Raw genomic sequence first — 16,047 nt, 5'->3', positions numbered from 1 at the left:
CCGCCGGTGGGGGGCGGAAGGCGCGCGGACCAGCCGAAACCGTCGGGGCCGGAAGGCGCGCGGACCAGCCGAAACCGCTGGAGAGGCGTGGATCAGCCGAAGCCGTTGGGGCACAGGAAGCTCTTGATCGAGCCGGGCGCGCTCGCCAGCAGCGCCGGCCGGTCCTCCTGGGAGCAGAAGTTGCTGCCGATCTGGGCGTCGAGGAACCGGGACGCGTTCCGCCGGGCGATCAGGTCGATGCCGCCGACACTCGGGGAGGAGAGCTCGGCGGCCACCCAGGAGCCGACACATCGTTTGCGGGCCACCACGGCGTCCTGCGGCAGGCTGCCGCCGTTGAGCGCTGCGGCCTGGCGCAGGATCGAGCCCGAGGACGCGCACGGCAGCGTGCGGGGCCTGCTCGCGGTGGGCGTGTCCGCGGGCTTCTCCGCGGGTTTCCCCTCGGGCGTCTCCTCCGGCGTGCCGGTCTCGGACGGGGTGTCCTGCGGGGTGTGGCTCTCGCTCGGGGTCTCGCTCTCCTCGGAGGTGTCCGGCGGGTCCGGCTGCGCGGAGGTGGCGGGCGGGTCGGCGTGGGAGGAGGTCCGGTCGTCCGTGGCCGGCAGCGCCTCCGGCGTGCCGGCCGCGTTCAGCGCGAACGCCACGCCGGCCCCCACGACCGCCACGACCACGGCCACGGCGGCCGCCACGGGCCACGACCGCGCCACCCCGCCCGGCGGCGGCGGGGTCAGGGGCAGCGTGCCCGGGGGCGTGGGCGGCGGGGTGAGGAGGAGCGTGCCGGACGGAGGCGGCGGCATGGGGATCGTGCCCGAGCGGAGCGCGGCGAGCAGTTCGCCCGCCCCGGGCCGGGCCGCCCTGGACTTGGCCAGCGCCCCGCGGACCAGCTCACGCACCCCCTCGGGCACCTGCGACAGGTCGGGATCGACGCTCATGACCCGGTAGGCGAGCACGTCGGGCGCCCCCATGCCGAACGGCGGCCGCCCGGTCGCGGCGTAGACCATCAGCGCGCCCCAGGCGAAGACGTCGGCGGCCGCGTCGGCCTGGTCGCCCCGGTACTGCTCGGGACTGATCCAGCCGGGCGAGCCGATGAGCGCGCCGGTGCCGGTCAGCCCGCTCTCGTCGAGGGCGCGGGCGATCCCGAAGTCCAGCACCTTCGCCCCGGACGCGGCCAGGATCACGTTGCCCGGCTTGAGGTCGCGGTGGACGATCCCGGCCCGGTGGATGTCGGTGAGCGCCTCGGCGATGTCCACCCCGAACCCGACCAGGTCGTCCGGCGGCAGCGGCCCGTGGTCGCGTACGTGCTCGGTCAGCGTGGGGCCGGGCACGAACTCGGTGGCCAGCCACGGCGGCGAGGCGTCGGTGTCGGCGGACAGGACCGCGACCGTGCACCGCCCGCGCACCCGCGACAACACCTCGACCTCGCGCACGAACCGGTCGTGGAAGTGCGGGTCGGCGGCCAGCCCCGGATGGATGACCTTGACCGCGACCCGCCCGCCCTCGGGCGCGACCCCGGCGTAGACGACGCCCATGCCGCCGGCGCCCATGCGGCCCACGATCCGGTAGGGACCGATGCGCTCGCGTTCGTCCATCTCCAGGGGGCCGAAGCCGCCGGGGTCGCTCATCGTGCTCCCGATCGCCGGATCTTCGCAACAGCGACGATCTTATTGACCATCGGTGTAAAGCGCTCCCCCTCTCAGGCGGTCACCTCGTCGAGGAGCTCCAGGAGATGCCGGTAGGTCCGGCCGGTGGCGCGGGTCAGGCCCAGCTCGCAGGTGCGGTTGACCGAGGCGTGCGCGGCGCAGCCCGCCTCGGCCACGGAGGCGGCCTCGGCGCGGGTGGCCGAGGCGGTCAGCTCGGGGTGCAGCAGGCCGCGGTCGCCGGCGAAGCCGCAGCACTGCCATCCGTCCGGGATCACGACCTGCTCGGCGACCGCCTCGGCGAGGCGGGTGACGGCGGCGTCCAGGCCGAGCCGGGTGGAGGAGCAGGTCGGGTGGAGCGCCAGCGACGGCAGGCGGCGCGGCTGCGGCAGGCGGGGCAGGACGTGCTCGGCGGTGAAGGCGACCGCGTCGACCACCTGGAGGCCGGGCACCAGGTGGGCGTAACCCTCGGTGCAGGAGGCGGCGTCGCTCACCACGGGCAGCCGGCCGCCGTCGGTGGCCCGCGCGAGCACGTCCCGGACGCGCTCGCCCATGGCCTCGTGACCGCCGGCGAAGCCCTTGGACGACCACGGCGTGCCGCAGCACAGGCTCGCGATCTTCTCCGGGACGTGCAGCGTCAGCCCGGCGCGGGCGGCCAGGCGCTGGAAGGCGGTCATCACGCCGGGGCCGCCGTCCGCGGGGGCGAACAGCGTGTTCAGGCAGGACGGCAGGTAGACGGCGTCGGCGCCGTCCGCCGGGGACGGGCGGCGCCTGGTGCCGCCGCGCGGCAGGTCGCGGCTCCACCGCGGGACGTCGTCTGCCCCGGCCACGGCTCGGGCGGCGCGCGAGGCGGCCTCCGGGAGCGCGGGCGGGACCGCGGCGGCGGTGTCGAGGGCCAGGTTCATCGCGCGGGTGACGCCGTCCCAATGGCGGGCGGCGCCCGTCCAGGCGCGCCGGGCGGCGCGGCCGTGGCGCTCGGCGCGCAGGCGTTTGGTCAGGTCGCCGGTGTTGATGAGGACGGGGCAGGCGGTGGCGCACATGCCGTCCACGGCGCAGGTGTCCACAGCGTCGTAGGCGTAGGCGTCCGCCAGCTCGCGGGCCAGGGCGTGGTCGCCGGCCGCCTGCGCCGCGGCCAGCTCGCGGCGCAGCACGATGCGCTGGCGCGGGGTCGTGGTCAGGTCGCGGCTGGGGCAGACGGGCTCGCAGTAGCCGCACTCGACGCAGCGGTCGACCTCGGGCTCGACGGTCACGACGGTCTTGAGGTCGCGCAGGTGGGCCTCGGGGTCGTCGGTGAGGACGACGCCGGGGTTGAGCGTGCCGGCCGGGTCGCACAGGCGTTTGACCTCGCACATCACCTCGTACAGCTCGTCGCCGTACTGGCGGCGCACGAACGGGGCCATGACGCGGCCGGTGCCGTGCTCGGCCTTCAGCGTGCCGCCCCTGGCCAGGACGGCCTCCACCATGTCCTCGGTGAACTCGGCGTAGCGGTCGAGGTCGGTGGCGAACCGCTCGTTGAGCATGAAGTGCAGGTTGCCGTCCTTGGCGTGGCCGAAGACGACGCTGCGCTCGTAGCGGTGCTCGGCGAACAGCCGGGTCAGGTCGTCGCACAGGTCGGCCAGCGCGGGCACGGGGACGGCGACGTCCTCCAGCAGGGCGGTCGTGCCGCTGGGGCGGGCGCCGGCGACGGTGGCGTACAGGCCCTTGCGGATGTGCCACAGCGCGGCCCGGCCGCCGGCCTCCCTGCTCAGCCGGGCGGGGGCGGCCAGGCGCAGCCCGGCGAAGACCCGCTCGGCGGTCCGCTCCCGCTCGGTGAGCAGCCCGGCGTCGGACTCCTGCCATTCGACCAGCAGCGCGGCGTGCTCGGCGACGGCCATCGCGCGCAGCGTCCCGTCGGCCTTGGGGTCGGTCTGGGCGACGCGCAGGGACTCGGCGTCCAGCAGCTCGACGGCGGCGGGCCCGGCCGCCACCAGCTCCGGCACCGTGGCCATCGCCTCCCGCAGCGTCGGGAAGACGAGCAGGCCGGTGGCGGCCAGGCGGTGGGCGGGGACGGTGCGGAAGACGGCCTCGGCGACGAAGCCGAGGGTGCCCTCGCTGCCGATGACCAGGTGGGCGAGGATCTGCGCCGGGCTGTCGTGGTCGAGGAAGCTGTTCAGGCCGTAGCCCATGGTGTTCTTCAGCGAGAACTGGTCCTGGACGCGCCGCACCGAGCCGGGGTTGCCGCGGACGCGGTCGCGCAGCCGTTCCAGGCCGGCCGCGAGGTCGGGTTCCAGGGCGCGCAGCCGCTCGTCGGCGTCGGGGGCGCCGGTGTCGAGGACGGTGCCGCTCGGCAGCACCAGCGTCATCGACTCCAGCGTCTGATAGGTGTTGGCGTGCGTGCCGCAGGTCATGCCGCTGGAGTTGTTGGCGACGACGCCGCCGATCGTGCAGGCCGACTCGCTGGCCGGGTCGGGGCCGAGCTTGCGCCCGTACGGAGCCAGGCGGGCGTTGACCTGCCGCAGCACCGCGCCGGGCTGGACCCGTACCCGGGCGCCGTCGTCGAGCACCTCGATCGAGCGGAAGTGCCGGCGGGTGTCCACGAGCAGGTGCTCGCTGACGCCCTGGCCGCTCAGGCTGGTGCCGCCGGAGCGGAAGGTCAGCGGCAGGCCGGTGCGCAGCAGCGCGGCGACCTGGCCGGCGCTCTCGGCCACCAGCACGGCCTGCGGGGTCAGCAGGTAGTGGGAGGCGTCGTGGGCCATGCCGAGCCGGTCGCTCGCGCGGGCGCGGGTGATCCCCGGGACGGCCGTCTCGACCGCCGCCAGGACGGCGGCGTCCGGCGCGTTGAGCCGTCGCGGTTCACGGTGGGTCATGCTCGTGCTCTCTTCCAGGTTCATTGCCGGGGATCGATGTGGATCTTGGGCCCCGGGCCGGCGCCGGGCGGTCGCCGTCCGGCCAGGACGCCGGCCGTCTCGGCCAGCCCGACCGTGGCGGCCACCAGCGGACGGGCGTCCACCGAGCCGCCGGCGTAGGCGTCGATGGCCCCGGCCAGCCCCGCCGAGCCGCCCAGGACGCCGACCGCGGTGACGTCCTTGAGCACCAGCTCGCGGGTGTCGAGCGTGGACGGCGTGCCGGCCAGGCCGATGTAGACGACGCGGCGGCCGGGTTCGGCCAGGTCGAGGGCGAGCGCGGGCATCGCGGCGGCGTTGGTGGCGTCGATGACGGCGTGCCAGGGCAGGCCGGGCAGCGTCGCGCGGGTCCAGGCGTGCCGGAACCCGAGGCCCGCGGCCAGGCGAAGGTCAGGCTCGGCGCGGCCCATGAGGTGCACCTCGGCCCCTCCTGCGCGCGCGAACAGCGCGGCCAGCAGGCCGATCGTGCCCGTGCCCAGAACCAGCAACCGCTCCCCCGCCTCCAGCCCCGCCGCGCGGACGGCGCGTAAGGCGTTGCCACCGGGCTCGACCAGCGCGCCCGAGGTAGCGTCCACCGTATCGGGCAGGCGATGGAGCGCCGCGACCGGGACGGCGAGCCGCTCGGCCAGGGCTCCCGCGGCGCCCCGGCTGATGCCGAGCTCGGCCAGGTCGGGGCACACGTGGTGGCGGCCCTGGCGGCAGCGGTCGCAGCGCCCGCAGCCGAGCATGGTGTCGCCGACGACCCGCCGCCCCAGCCACGACGGGTCCACGCCCGCGCCCAGCTCCGCGACGCGCCCGCACCACTCGTGGCCGGGGCGCAGCGGGTAGCGGGAGCGGCCGGTGCGCAGGTAGCTCATCTCGCCGCTGAACAGCTCCATGTCGGTGCCGCACACGCCGGCGCGCTCGACTTCCACGACGACCTGGCCGGGCCCCGCCGAGGGGGGCTCGACCTCCCGGACCTCGGCCGCGCCCGGCCCGGTCAGGACGAGCGCCCGCACTACCGGGGCTCCACGACCCGCTGGCGCTGGCTGCCGAGCCCGTCGATGCCGAGCTCCATCACGTCGCCCGGCCGCAGCCAGATCTGCGGGTCGTGGCCCATGCCGACGCCGGGCGGGGTGCCGGTGTTGATCAGGTCGCCGGGCTCCAGCACCATGAACTGGCTCAGGTGGTGCACGATGACGTACGGGTCGAAGATCATCGTCTTGGTGCTGCCGGTCTGGCGGCGTACGCCGTTGACGTCCAGCCACATGCCCAGGTTCCGGACGTCGGCGAGCTCGTCGGGGGTGACCAGCCAGGGGCCGGCCGGGTTGAACGTCTCGGCCGACTTGCCCTTGCTCCACTGGCCGCCGCGTTCCATCTGGAAGGCGCGCTCGCTGACGTCGTTGACCACGCAGTAGCCGGCGATCGCGGCCGCGGCCTCCTCGGGCGAGTCCAGGTAGGAGGTGCGGCGGCCGATCACGATGCCGAGCTCCACCTCCCAGTCGGTCTTGGTGGCGCCGCGCGGGATGCGCACGTCGTCGTCCGGGCCGACCAGGGTGTTGGGCGACTTGGTGAACAGGATCGGCTCGGCGGGCACGGCCTGGCCGGTCTCGGCGGCGTGGTCGCGGTAGTTCAGGCCGATGCACAGGATCTGGTGCGGGCGGGCGATCGGCGCGCCGACGCGCTCGCCGGCGAACGCCTGCCGCGGGCCGGCGGCGACCCGCTCGGCGAGCAGGGCGGGGCCACCCGCGGCGAAGAAGCGCTCGTCGAAGTCGGGGGTGAGGTCGGAGACGTCGACGTAGTGGTCGTCGTCCACGCGGACGACCGGCTTCTCGGCGCCGGGCGCGCCGATGCGCATGAGGTACAAGGGGATCTCTCCGGTTCTGTGCGGGTCAGGGAAGGTGGTGCCCGGCGACGACGGCGCGGATGGCCGGCACGTCCTCGACGAGCACGCTCAAGGGGGTGCGGTAGGCCAGGCCGCTGATGCTGACCGCGCCGCTCGGCACGGTGGGCGAGGTCAGGTACGCCGGGACCGCCACGCAGTTGACGCCCGGCTCGTTCTCCTGGTCGTCGGCCGCGTAGCCCTGCTCGCGGACGCGTACCAGCTCGGCGTGCAGCTCCTCGGCGGTGCCCACCGAGCGTTCGGTGGGCCGCTCCAGCCGCCGGTCGCCCACCCAGGCGCGCACCGCGGCCTCGTCCCGCAGCGTCTGGGCCAGCAGCATCTTGCCGACGGCGGTGCAGTGGGCCGGGTTGCGCCCGCCGACGACCGAGGTCAGCCGGACCGCGCCGGACGGCGGGTCGAGCTTGGACCGGTAGACCACGGACGGGCCCTCCAGCACCGCGTAGTGCACGGTCTCGCCGTAGCGGTCGCACAGCGCCTTGAGCATCGGGGTGACCCGGACGTGGTCGGGCCGGGCCTCGTGGTGGGCGAAGGCCATGCGCAGGAACTCGTCGCCGAGCACGTACCGGCCGTGGCCGTTCTGGACGGCGAGCCCGGCCCGGCGCAGCGCGGCCAGGGCGCGGTGGGCGGTCGGCTTCGGGCTGGACACGGCGCGGGCCATCTCCTCCAGGCCGATCCCGTCGGGGTGCCGGGCGAGCTCGGCCAGCACGGCCAGCACGCGGTCGGCCCCCACCAGCTTGGCGTCACCGTCGGACATGTTCCGAAGGTTAGACCACCGTTCCGGAAAACGGAAGTTTGCCCGGATCGCGCCCAGCATTGACGCAACCAATCGGTTGCCATAACGTGGCAACCGTTCAGTTGCTACTACTTGGAGGCCGCAATGAGTGTTCCTGTCGCGACCGTTGAGGCCGCCCCGCCGCGCCTCGACGGCAGACCACGGCTGATCGCGTTCGTCCTGCTCGGCGCCGGTTTCATGCTGGCGGTCGACTTCTCGATCCTGAACGTCGCCCTTCCCCAGACCGGCGCGGGCGTCGGGCTGAGCCCGGCCCAGTGGCCCTGGATCACCTCGGCGTACGCGCTGCCGGCGGCCGGGTTCACCCTGGTGTTCGGCCGGACGGCCGACCTGTTCGGCCGGCGGAGGCTGTTCCTCGCCGGCATGGTCGTGCTGGCCGGAGCCTCCCTCCTCGGCGGCTTCTCCGGCGGGCCCGCGACCCTGCTGACCGCCCGGGTGCTGCAGGGCCTGGCCACGGCGATGACGGTCCCCGCCGCGCTGTCGCTGCTCACCACCACCTTCAAGGAGGGCCCGCTGCGCGCCCGCGTCCTCGGGCTGAACGGCGCCCTGCTGTCCGGCGGCTTCACCGTCGGCGCGCTGCTCGGCGGCGCCCTGGTCAGCCTGCTGAGCTGGCGGGCGGCGTTCCTGTTCAACGTGCCGGTTGCGGTGGCGATCCTGGTGCTGGCGCCGTTCCTGATCCGGGAGAGCGTGCTGCCGGAGCGGGTGCGGCTCGACCTGCCCGGCGCGGTCACGGTGACCGGCGGCCTGCTGGCGGTGATCTACGCGGCCGTCGAGAGGAACCTCCTGGCGGCCGTCGCGGGCGTGGTGCTGCTGGGCGCGTTCTGGATGATCGAGCTGCGCGCGCCCGCGCCGCTCGCGCCGGTGCGCATCCTGCGGCGGCCCACGGTGAAGTGGGGCAACTTCGCCGGGTTCGTGATCTTCACGATGGAGCCGGCCATGATCTTCCTGGTGACGGTGTACCTCCAGCGGGTGCTGGGCCTGTCGCCGCTGGTCACGGGCCTGGTGTTCGGCATCCCCGGGCTGGCCTCGGTGGTCGCCGGGGTGATCGCGGGGCGGTTCGTCGGACGGTTCGGCAGCCGCCGCGTCCTGGTCGCCGGCATGACGGTCCAGGCCCTCGCGACGCTTCCCGCCCTTTTTCTCGGCACCGGCTGGACGGTGCCGGCGATCCTGGTCCCCGCGCTGTTCGTCGGCTTCTTCGGGCACGTCACCGCGATCGTCGCCTACACCGTCACCGGCACCTCGGGCCTGCCGGACGAGGAGCAGGGGCTGGCCACCGGGCTGACGTCGATGACGCAGCAGGTCGCCGTCACCGTCGGCATCCCGCTCCTCGGCGCGGTCGCCGCCACGCGCGCCGGGGACCTGGCCGGCATCCGCCTGGCCCTGCTGGTGGACGTCGCGGTGACGCTCGCCGCCGTCGTCCTCGTCTCCTACGGCCTGCGCCGCCACCCGCGGCCGGAGCGGTGACCGTCAACGTGTCGCCACAAGGTGTGGCAACCTTTTCCCTGCTGCATATGGAGGTCGTCATGGGATTTCCCGACCGGGTCGAGCGCACCGTCGAGCTCGCCCACCCGCCCGGCAAGGTGTGGGCGGCGCTCACCACCCCCGAGGGGCTGGCCGCCTGGTTCGGCCAGCAGGCGGCGATCGAGCTGCGTCCCGGCGGGCCGGCACGGATGAGCTGGAGCGACGGGCACACCGTCGACCTGCGCGTGGAGCGCGTGGAGGAGCCGTCGGTGTTCGGCTTCACCTGGCCGGTCTTCGGCATGCCGGAGGGCGACCCGCGCCGCACGTACGTCGAGTTCACCCTCGAACCGGCCGGCACGGGCACCCGGCTCACCGTCATCGAGACCGGCTTCGCCCAGTTGCCGGACGACCACCACCGCACGGCGTACGACGCCCACACCGAGGGGTGGGCGAGCGAGCTGGGCGAGCTGGCCGGGCACCTTGACGCCGCCTGACAGCGAGGCGGTGGCCGAGCAGGTCTTCGTCGCCCTGGCCGACCCGAGCCGGCGTGCCATCCTGGCCGAGCTGGCCTCCCGGGGCCCGGCCACGGCGACCGACCTGGCCGCCCGCCTGCCGATCACCCGGCAGGCGATCGCCAAGCACCTGACACTGCTGGCCGAGGCCGGTCTGGTCACGGCCGAGCCCGGTGAGCGCCGCCGCGTCCGCTACCGGCTGCGCTCGGCTCCGATGCGGGTGGCCCAGCAGTTCCTGGCCGCGCTGGCGAACGACTGGGACGGCCGCCTCGACGCCCTGCGCGACCACCTCGACGGCTGACCGCCCGCCCCGCCCCGCTCAGGCGGCCCGGCGCGGGCGGGTGAGCCAGGAGAACGACCCGGCCATCACGAGCGCGACCAGCCCGCCCGCGAGCATCGCGGCCGAGACCGAGGAGGCGTCGACGATCGTGCCGCCCAGGAGCGCGCCCAGGGCGAAGGTGGCCTGGAACGACGAGGTGAACACGACGGTCGCCGCCTCCGGCGTGCCGGGCGCGGCCCGCAGGAACCACGCCTGGGAGCAGACCGGCACTCCCCCGTAGGCCAGCCCCCACAACACCAGCAGCACGACCGCGCCCGCCTGCGAGGTGCCGACCAGGGGCAGCAGCGCGGTGGCCGCCGCGATCAGGCCGCCGCAGACGGCGAAGGTCAGGCGGGGGGCGGTGGCCACGGCCCGGCCGGCCAGGAAGTTGCCCGCGACGCCCGCCGCTCCGTAGGCCAGCAGGACGGCGCCGACGACGGCCGGGGGCAGGTGGGTGACGTGCTCCAGGAACGGCGTGACGTAGGTGTAGGTGCCGAAGTGCGCCAGCACGACGAGGAACGTGCCCAGCAGGGCGATCCCGGTGCCGCGCAGCCGCAGCAGGTCCAGCAGGACGCCGGCGCCGGTGACCTGGCGGGCGGGCAGCGGCGGCAGCACGCACAGCAGCGCGACCAGCACGAGGACCGAGAGCCCGGCCAGGACCAGGAACGCCGTCCGCCAGCCCGCCAGGTGGCCGATGAAGGTTCCGGCCGGCACCCCGAGCACCGAGCCCAGCGGCACGGCCGAGAAGATCAGCGCCGTGGCCGTGCCCACCGCCGCCGGCGGCACCAGCCGGGACGCCAGCCCGGCCGCGATCGACCAGAAGCCGCCGATGGTGAGCCCGACGAGCACCCGCGAGACCAGCACGACCCAGTAGGCCCCGGCCACGGCCGCCAGCACGTCGGCGGCGGCCAGCACCGCCATCAGGACGCAGAGCATCACCCGGCGGTCCAGCCGGGCGGTGGCCACGGTCAGGACGGGCGCCGCGACGGCGGCCACGAAGCCGGGCAGCGTCATGGTCAGCCCCGCGGTGCCGTCGGTGACGCGGAAGTCGGCGCCTATGGTCGTCAGCAGGCCGATGGGCAGGATCTCGCTGGTGACGATGGCGAAGATGCCCAGGGTGATCGAGGTGACCGCGAGCCAGGAGATCAGCGGCGGGGGCGGCGGGGCGAGGGTGGTGGTTGACATGGTTCCGTCTCAGGACAGGGGTTGATCTACGGCGAACCAGCCAACCAGCCACGACGTCCCCGGCACCGGCCGATTTCGGACCACACCGTCAGTCGGCGTGGAGCGCGGTCCGCAGGCCGGCGAGCAGGTCGGGGGTCGCGGCGCCCGGCGTCCTGAGCCGGACCGAGAACAGCCGCCCGTTCCACCGGGCCGGGACGCGGTACCGGCCGGAGACGGGCAGCCCGAGGTCGTGGCCGAGCCGCAGCCCGGCCCCTCCGTGCTGGAGCGCGACCGGCAGCAGCCCGTCGAACGCCAGGGTGCCCACCACGACCCCGCCCTGCGACAGGTGGAACGCCGAACCCGCGGGGCCCGTCGTGTGGACGACGTCCACGGACTGGCGGCCGGTGGGCAGAGGGCGGTCGGCGGTGAGCTCCAGCGGTTCCCCGGCACGGGAGAAGGTGAAGGCCAGGCGGCCGCCGGTGATGTACAGGGCGAAGCCGCCGTTCCAGTCGCCCAGCGCGAACAGCACGCCTTCGGGCTCGCGCGCCGCCTCGATCTCGGCCGTCCAGCGGAAGCCGCCGAACAGCAGCGGCAGCGACTCGTCGCACACGGGCGAGGCCCCTGGCCGGAACGTGCGGTCGTCGCCGGGGGGCCAAGCCGGCCCGATGAGCGCGCCGAAGCGGGCCACGAGGTCGTCGTACAGCGGCAGGACGTTGTTGCGCCCGGCCTCCCGCTCCCACAACCGCCGCAGCTCGGCGACCACCTCCGGATGCCCGGCGGACACGTCGGCCGCCTCGGAGAAGTCGGCCGCCAGGTCGAACAGCGCCCAGTGGTCGGCGTCGAGGTCGCGGCTGCCGGTGAGCAGTTCCTCCTCGTCCAGGACGCCCGTGGACACGTGGTCGGTGGTGACCTTCCAGCGGCCGTGGATGAGGGAGCGCGAGCCCAGCATCTCGAAGTACTGGGTCGGGCGCGGCGCGGGCGCCGCGGGGTCGGCGAAGGTGGCCAGGAAGCTGGCCCCGTCGACCGGCTGCTGCTCGATCCCGTCCACGACGTCCGGGGCCTGGATGCCGATCGCGTCCAGGAGGGTCGGGAACAGGTCGTTGACGTGCACGATCTGGTCGCGTACCGCGCCGCCGCCGATCCCGGCCGGCCAGTGCACGATGAGCGGCGTACGGGTGCCGCCGAGCCAGGTGTAGCGCTTCCACAGCCGGAACGGCGTGTTCCCGGCCCACGCCCAGCCCCACGCGTAGTGGTTGTAGGTGCGCGGCCCGCCCCAGTCGTCGTGGTGGGCCAGGTTGTCCCGCGGGGACTCGGGGATGCCGGCGGAGAAGCGGTGCTCGTTGACGCTGCCGTCCACGCCGCCCTCGGCGCTGGCGCCGTTGTCGGAGAAGACCACGACGATGGTGTCGTCGAGCCGCCCGGTCTCCTCCAGATGGGCGAGCAGGCGGCCGAGCTGGGCGTCGGCGTGGGTGAGGAAGCCCGCGAAGACCTCCTGCTGGCGGACGTACAGGCGGCGCCGGTCGGCGGTGAGGCCGTCCCAGGCGGGCACCCAGTCCGGGCGCGGGGTGAGCACGGTGCCGGGCGGGACGACGCCCGTCTCCGTCTGGCGCCGGAAGATCTCCTCCCGCCAGGCGTCCCACCCCCGGTCGAAGCGGCCCCGGTAGGGCTCGCTCCACTCGGGCGCGACGTGGTGCGGGGAGTGCGTGGCGCCGAGGCCGAGGTAGAGGAAGAACGGTTTGCCGGGGGCGGCGTGGCGCTGGTCGTCGAGGTGGCGGACGGCCTCCGTGACGAGGTCCTCGGTGAGGTGGTAGCCCTCCTCGGGGGTGGCGGGCGGGTCCACGTAGTGGTTGTCCCGGACGAGGTTGGGCGCGTAGTGGTTGGTGTCGCCCTGCAGGAAGCCGTAGTAGCGCTCGAAGCCCTGGCCGAGCGGCCAGTGGCCGAACGGGCCGGCGGCCGAGCGCTCGTAGCGCGGCGTGAGGTGCCACTTGCCGATGGCGATGGTGGAGTAGCCGTGGTCGCGCAGGATCCGCGGCAGGGTAGCGGCCGAGCGCGGGATGCGGGCGGTGTAGCCGGGGTGGTCGAGCGGGATGTCGGCGAGGAAGCCCATGCCGACGGCGTGGTGGTTGCGCCCGGTGAGGAAGCAGGCGCGCGACGGCGAGCACAGGGCCGTCACGTGGAACCGGTTGTAGCGCAGGCCGCCGGCCGCGAGCCGGTCGATGTGCGGCGTGGCGATGCCGGAGCCGAAGCAGCCGAGCTGGGCGAAGCCGGTGTCGTCCAGGACGACGGCGAGCACGTTCGGAGCGTGTTCCGGCGGGCGGCCGGCCCGGCGGAAGATCGGTTCTGCGGTCACGGCGAGGCTCCTGCCAGGAGAGGCGTACGGTCTTGGACAGCAGACGGCACGAGAGTAAGACAGGTTGTCTTAATCCGCGACGATACCTCGGTGATCCGGAAAAGGTGGGAATGCAGGCCAAAGAGAAGATCCTCCTGGCGGCCGAACGGCTCTTCGCCGAGCGCGGCCTCGACGTCTCGCTCCGGGAGATCGCCGTCGCGGCCGGGCAGGGCAACCATTCGGCCGTCCAGTACCACTTCGACGGCAAGGCCGGCCTGATCGACGCCCTGTACGCCCACCGCATGTCCCCCCTCAACGAGCGCCGCCGCGAGCTGATCGGCGACCTGCGCGCCCGCGGCCTGGAGGAGGACCTTCCCGCCCTGGTCGAGGCCTACCTGGCCCCGCTGGCCGAGCACGTGCTCACCCACCCGGGCGCGAGCTGGTACCTGCGCTTCACCAGCCGTTACGTGCTGTCCGGCGGCTACCGGTCCTGGCCCTACTCCAGCGACCACCACCCCGGGGTCGCCGAGCTGGCCGCCCTGCTGCGGCGGCGGCTGCCCGGCCTGACGCGGGAGCGGCTGCGGGTGCTCAACCTGCACGTCGTGGTGGTGCTGGCCGACCTGGAACAGCGCCTGGGCGACCCCGCCTTCGACGCCGCGCGGGCGACGGCGGCCGTCGCCGACCTGCACGTCACCGCCCGGGCCCTGCTCACCGCCTGACGTCCGGGTGCGAGGGCCGGCGCCGGTTCGCGGGCCGGGGCGTCAGGCAGCCGAGGATCCCCCGCCACCACGCGAGTCCCGGGCACGCGGAACGCCCGGGGCGACCGCCCCGGGCGTTCCGGTCACGCTCAGGCCAGGTCGAACCGGTCGAGGTTCATGACCTTGTCCCAGGCCGCGACGAAGTCACGGACGAACTTCTCCTTGGCGTCGTCGCTGGCGTAGACCTCGGCGACCGCGCGCAGCTCGGAGTTCGCGCCGAAGACGAGGTCGGCGCGGGTGCCGGTCCACCGCACCTCGCCGGTGGCCGTGTCGCGTCCCTCGAAGACGTTGGCGTCCTCGGTCGAGTGCCACGTCGTGCCCAGGTCCAGCAGGTTGACGAAGAAGTCGTTGGTCAGCGTCCCCGGGGCCGTGGTGAGGACGCCGAGCGTCGACTGCCGGTGGTTGGCGCCCAGCACCCGCAGGCCGCCCACGAGGACGGTCATCTCCGGCGCGCTCAGCGTCAGCAGGTTGGCCCGGTCGAGCAGCAGGTACTCGGCCGGCAGGCGGTTGCCCTTGCCGAGGTAGTTGCGGAACCCGTCGGCGACCGGCTCCAGCGCGGCGAACGACTCCACGTCGGTCTGCTCCTGCGTGGCGTCCGCGCGTCCCGGCGTGAAGGGCACCTGGACGTCGAAGCCGGCCTCCTTGGCGGCCCGCTCGACGCCCACGCACCCGGCCAGCACGATCAGGTCGGCCAGCGAGACCTGCTTGCCGCCGGTCTGGGCGCCGTTGAACGCCTTCTGGACGCCCTCCAGGGTGCCCAGCACGGTCGCCAGCCGGTCGGGGTCGTTGACCTCCCACGCGCTCTGCGGCTGCAGGCGGATGCGCGCGCCGTCGGCGCCGCCGCGCTTGTCGCTGCCGCGGAAGGAGGCGGCCGAGGCCCACGCGGTGGACACCAGCTCGGCCACCGACAGCCCCGTGGCGAGGATCTGCTCCTTGAGGGCGGCGACGTCGGCCGCGTCGACGAGCTCGTGCGTCACCGCGGGCAGCGGGTCCTGCCACAGCAGCGTCTCGGCCGGGACCTCCGGGCCGAGGTAGCGCGCGAGCGGGCCCATGTCGCGGTGGGTCAGCTTGAACCAGGCGCGGGCGAAGGCGTCGGCGAGCTCGTCGGGGTGCTCCAGCCAGCGGCGGGTGATCTGCTCGTAGATCGGGTCCACGCGCAGCGACAGGTCGGTCGTCAGCATCGTCGGGGCGTGCCGCTTGGCCGGGTCGTGGGCGTCGGGCACGGTGCCGGCGCCGGCGCCGTCCTTCGGCCGCCACTGGTTGGCTCCCGCGGGGCTCTTGAACAGCTCCCACTCGTAGCCGTAGAGGATCTCCAGGAAGCTGTTGTCCCAGGTCGTGGGGGTGTTCGTCCAGATGCCCTCAAGGCCGCTGGTGATGGCGTCGCCGCCCTTGCCGGTGCCGAAGCTGTTGCTCCAGCCGAGGCCCATCTGCTCGATCGGGGCGGCCTCGGGGTCGGGGCCGACGTGGTCGGCCGGGCCGGCGCCGTGGGTCTTGCCGAAGGTGTGACCGCCCACGATGAGGGCGGCGGTCTCCTCGTCGTTCATCGCCATGCGGCGGAAGGTCTCGCGGATGTCGCGGGCCGCCGCCAGCGGGTCGGGGTTGCCGTTGGGGCCCTCGGGGTTGACGTAGATGAGGCCCATCTGGACCGCGGCCAGCGGGTTCTCCAGCTCGCGGTCGCCGGTGTAGCGCTGGTCGCCGAGCCAGGTGGACTCGGGGCCCCAGTAGACGTCCTCGTCGGGCTCCCAGGCGTCCTCGCGGCCGCCGGCGTAGCCGAAGGTCTTGAAGCCCATCGACTCCAGGGCCACGTTGCCGGTGAGGATCAGCAGGTCGGCCCAGGAGATCTTGCGGCCGTACTTCTTCTTGACCGGCCACAGCAGGCGGCGGGCCTTGTCCAGGTTGCCGTTGTCCGGCCAGCTGTTGAGCGGCGCGAAGCGCTGCTGACCGGCCCCGGCGCCGCCGCGTCCGTCGCTGATGCGGTACGTGCCCGCGCTGTGCCAGGCCATCCTGATCATGAACGGGCCGTAGTGGCCGAAGTCGGCCGGCCACCAGTCCTGCGAGGTCGTCAGCACCTCGGCGATGTCCCGCTTGACGGCCGCGAGGTCCAGGGTCCTGAACTCCGCGGCGTAGTCGAAGCCCTCGCCGAACGGGTTGGCCACGGCCGGGTTCTTGGCCAGGATCTTGACGTTGAGCCGCTCCGGCCACCACTGGCGGTTGCCGCCGCCCTGGGTCGGGTGCGGGGCGCGCTCGTGCGCGACCGGACAGCCGCCCGAGTCCTCCGACTTGGCGTCTGTGACGATCGCATCATGGTTCTCAGACATG

Annotated in this window: 12 protein-coding genes; 4 read left to right on the top strand and 8 right to left on the bottom strand. The window is 74.2% G+C overall.

Annotated features, from left to right (window positions below):
* Nucleotides 1–92: 92 nt before the first annotated feature.
* From ABZ444_RS47785 to ABZ444_RS47765, 5 genes are all read right to left on the bottom strand, one after another.
* Entirely contained in the window at nucleotides 93–1,616 is a 1,524-nt protein-coding gene (locus ABZ444_RS47785) for a protein kinase (RefSeq protein WP_358011116.1), read from the bottom strand.
* A gap of 71 nt (nucleotides 1,617–1,687) precedes the next feature.
* Complete coding sequence (locus tag ABZ444_RS47780) at nucleotides 1,688–4,477, bottom strand: FAD-binding and (Fe-S)-binding domain-containing protein (RefSeq protein ID WP_358011113.1); 2,790 nt, start codon at nucleotides 4,475–4,477, stop codon at nucleotides 1,688–1,690.
* 20 nt (nucleotides 4,478–4,497) lie between these two features.
* Entirely contained in the window at nucleotides 4,498–5,511 is a 1,014-nt protein-coding gene (locus ABZ444_RS47775; protein ID WP_358011111.1) for an alcohol dehydrogenase catalytic domain-containing protein, read from the bottom strand.
* The gene (locus ABZ444_RS47770) at nucleotides 5,511–6,359 is read right to left on the bottom strand and encodes a fumarylacetoacetate hydrolase family protein (RefSeq protein WP_358011110.1); all 849 of its coding nucleotides are present in this window, start codon (nucleotides 6,357–6,359) and stop codon (nucleotides 5,511–5,513) included. Before ABZ444_RS47770 ends, ABZ444_RS47775 begins: the two co-directional genes overlap by 1 nt.
* Nucleotides 6,360–6,384: 25 nt before the next feature.
* On the bottom strand, nucleotides 6,385–7,149 hold the full coding sequence (locus ABZ444_RS47765; RefSeq protein WP_358011107.1) for an IclR family transcriptional regulator: 765 nt from the start codon (nucleotides 7,147–7,149) through the stop codon (nucleotides 6,385–6,387).
* A gap of 123 nt (nucleotides 7,150–7,272) precedes the next feature.
* Between ABZ444_RS47765 and ABZ444_RS47760 the strand changes: the two genes are divergently transcribed.
* Genes ABZ444_RS47760 through ABZ444_RS47750 form a run of 3 tightly spaced genes read left to right on the top strand, consistent with a single transcriptional unit; the run spans nucleotide 7,273 to nucleotide 9,459 of the window.
* A complete protein-coding gene (locus ABZ444_RS47760; RefSeq protein ID WP_358011105.1) occupies nucleotides 7,273–8,649 on the top strand; it encodes an MFS transporter in 1,377 nt (458 codons plus the stop codon).
* Nucleotides 8,650–8,708: 59 nt separating this feature from the next.
* Nucleotides 8,709–9,140 (top strand): SRPBCC domain-containing protein, encoded by a 432-nt coding sequence (locus tag ABZ444_RS47755; protein ID WP_358011102.1) that lies wholly within the window; start codon nucleotides 8,709–8,711, stop codon nucleotides 9,138–9,140.
* Entirely contained in the window at nucleotides 9,127–9,459 is a 333-nt protein-coding gene (locus tag ABZ444_RS47750) for a metalloregulator ArsR/SmtB family transcription factor (protein ID WP_358011100.1), read from the top strand. The genes ABZ444_RS47755 and ABZ444_RS47750 overlap by 14 nt, the downstream gene beginning before the upstream one ends.
* An 18-nt stretch (nucleotides 9,460–9,477) precedes the next feature.
* On the opposite strand, the gene ABZ444_RS47745 is transcribed toward ABZ444_RS47750, so the two are convergent.
* Both ABZ444_RS47745 and ABZ444_RS47740 read right to left on the bottom strand, forming a co-directional pair.
* The gene (locus ABZ444_RS47745) at nucleotides 9,478–10,662 is read right to left on the bottom strand and encodes an MFS transporter (RefSeq protein WP_358011098.1); all 1,185 of its coding nucleotides are present in this window, start codon (nucleotides 10,660–10,662) and stop codon (nucleotides 9,478–9,480) included.
* Nucleotides 10,663–10,750: 88 nt separating this feature from the next.
* On the bottom strand, nucleotides 10,751–12,991 hold the full coding sequence (locus ABZ444_RS47740) for an arylsulfatase (RefSeq protein ID WP_358011095.1): 2,241 nt from the start codon (nucleotides 12,989–12,991) through the stop codon (nucleotides 10,751–10,753).
* 110 nt (nucleotides 12,992–13,101) lie between these two features.
* On the opposite strand from ABZ444_RS47740, the gene ABZ444_RS47735 reads away from it, so the two are divergent.
* Entirely contained in the window at nucleotides 13,102–13,689 is a 588-nt protein-coding gene (locus ABZ444_RS47735) for a TetR family transcriptional regulator (RefSeq protein WP_358011093.1), read from the top strand.
* A gap of 128 nt (nucleotides 13,690–13,817) precedes the next feature.
* On the opposite strand, the gene katG is transcribed toward ABZ444_RS47735, so the two are convergent.
* On the bottom strand, nucleotides 13,818–16,046 hold the full coding sequence (gene katG, locus ABZ444_RS47730) for a catalase/peroxidase HPI (RefSeq protein ID WP_358011091.1): 2,229 nt from the start codon (nucleotides 16,044–16,046) through the stop codon (nucleotides 13,818–13,820).
* Between the last annotated feature and the right edge of the window lies 1 nt (nucleotide 16,047).

This window comes from Nonomuraea sp. NPDC005730, from assembly GCF_040630865.1.
In the GTDB taxonomy this organism is placed as follows: domain Bacteria; phylum Actinomycetota; class Actinomycetes; order Streptosporangiales; family Streptosporangiaceae; genus Nonomuraea.
The sequence above is the reverse complement of the archived record's forward strand: the minus strand, read 5'-3'. Positions and strand labels throughout refer to the sequence as shown.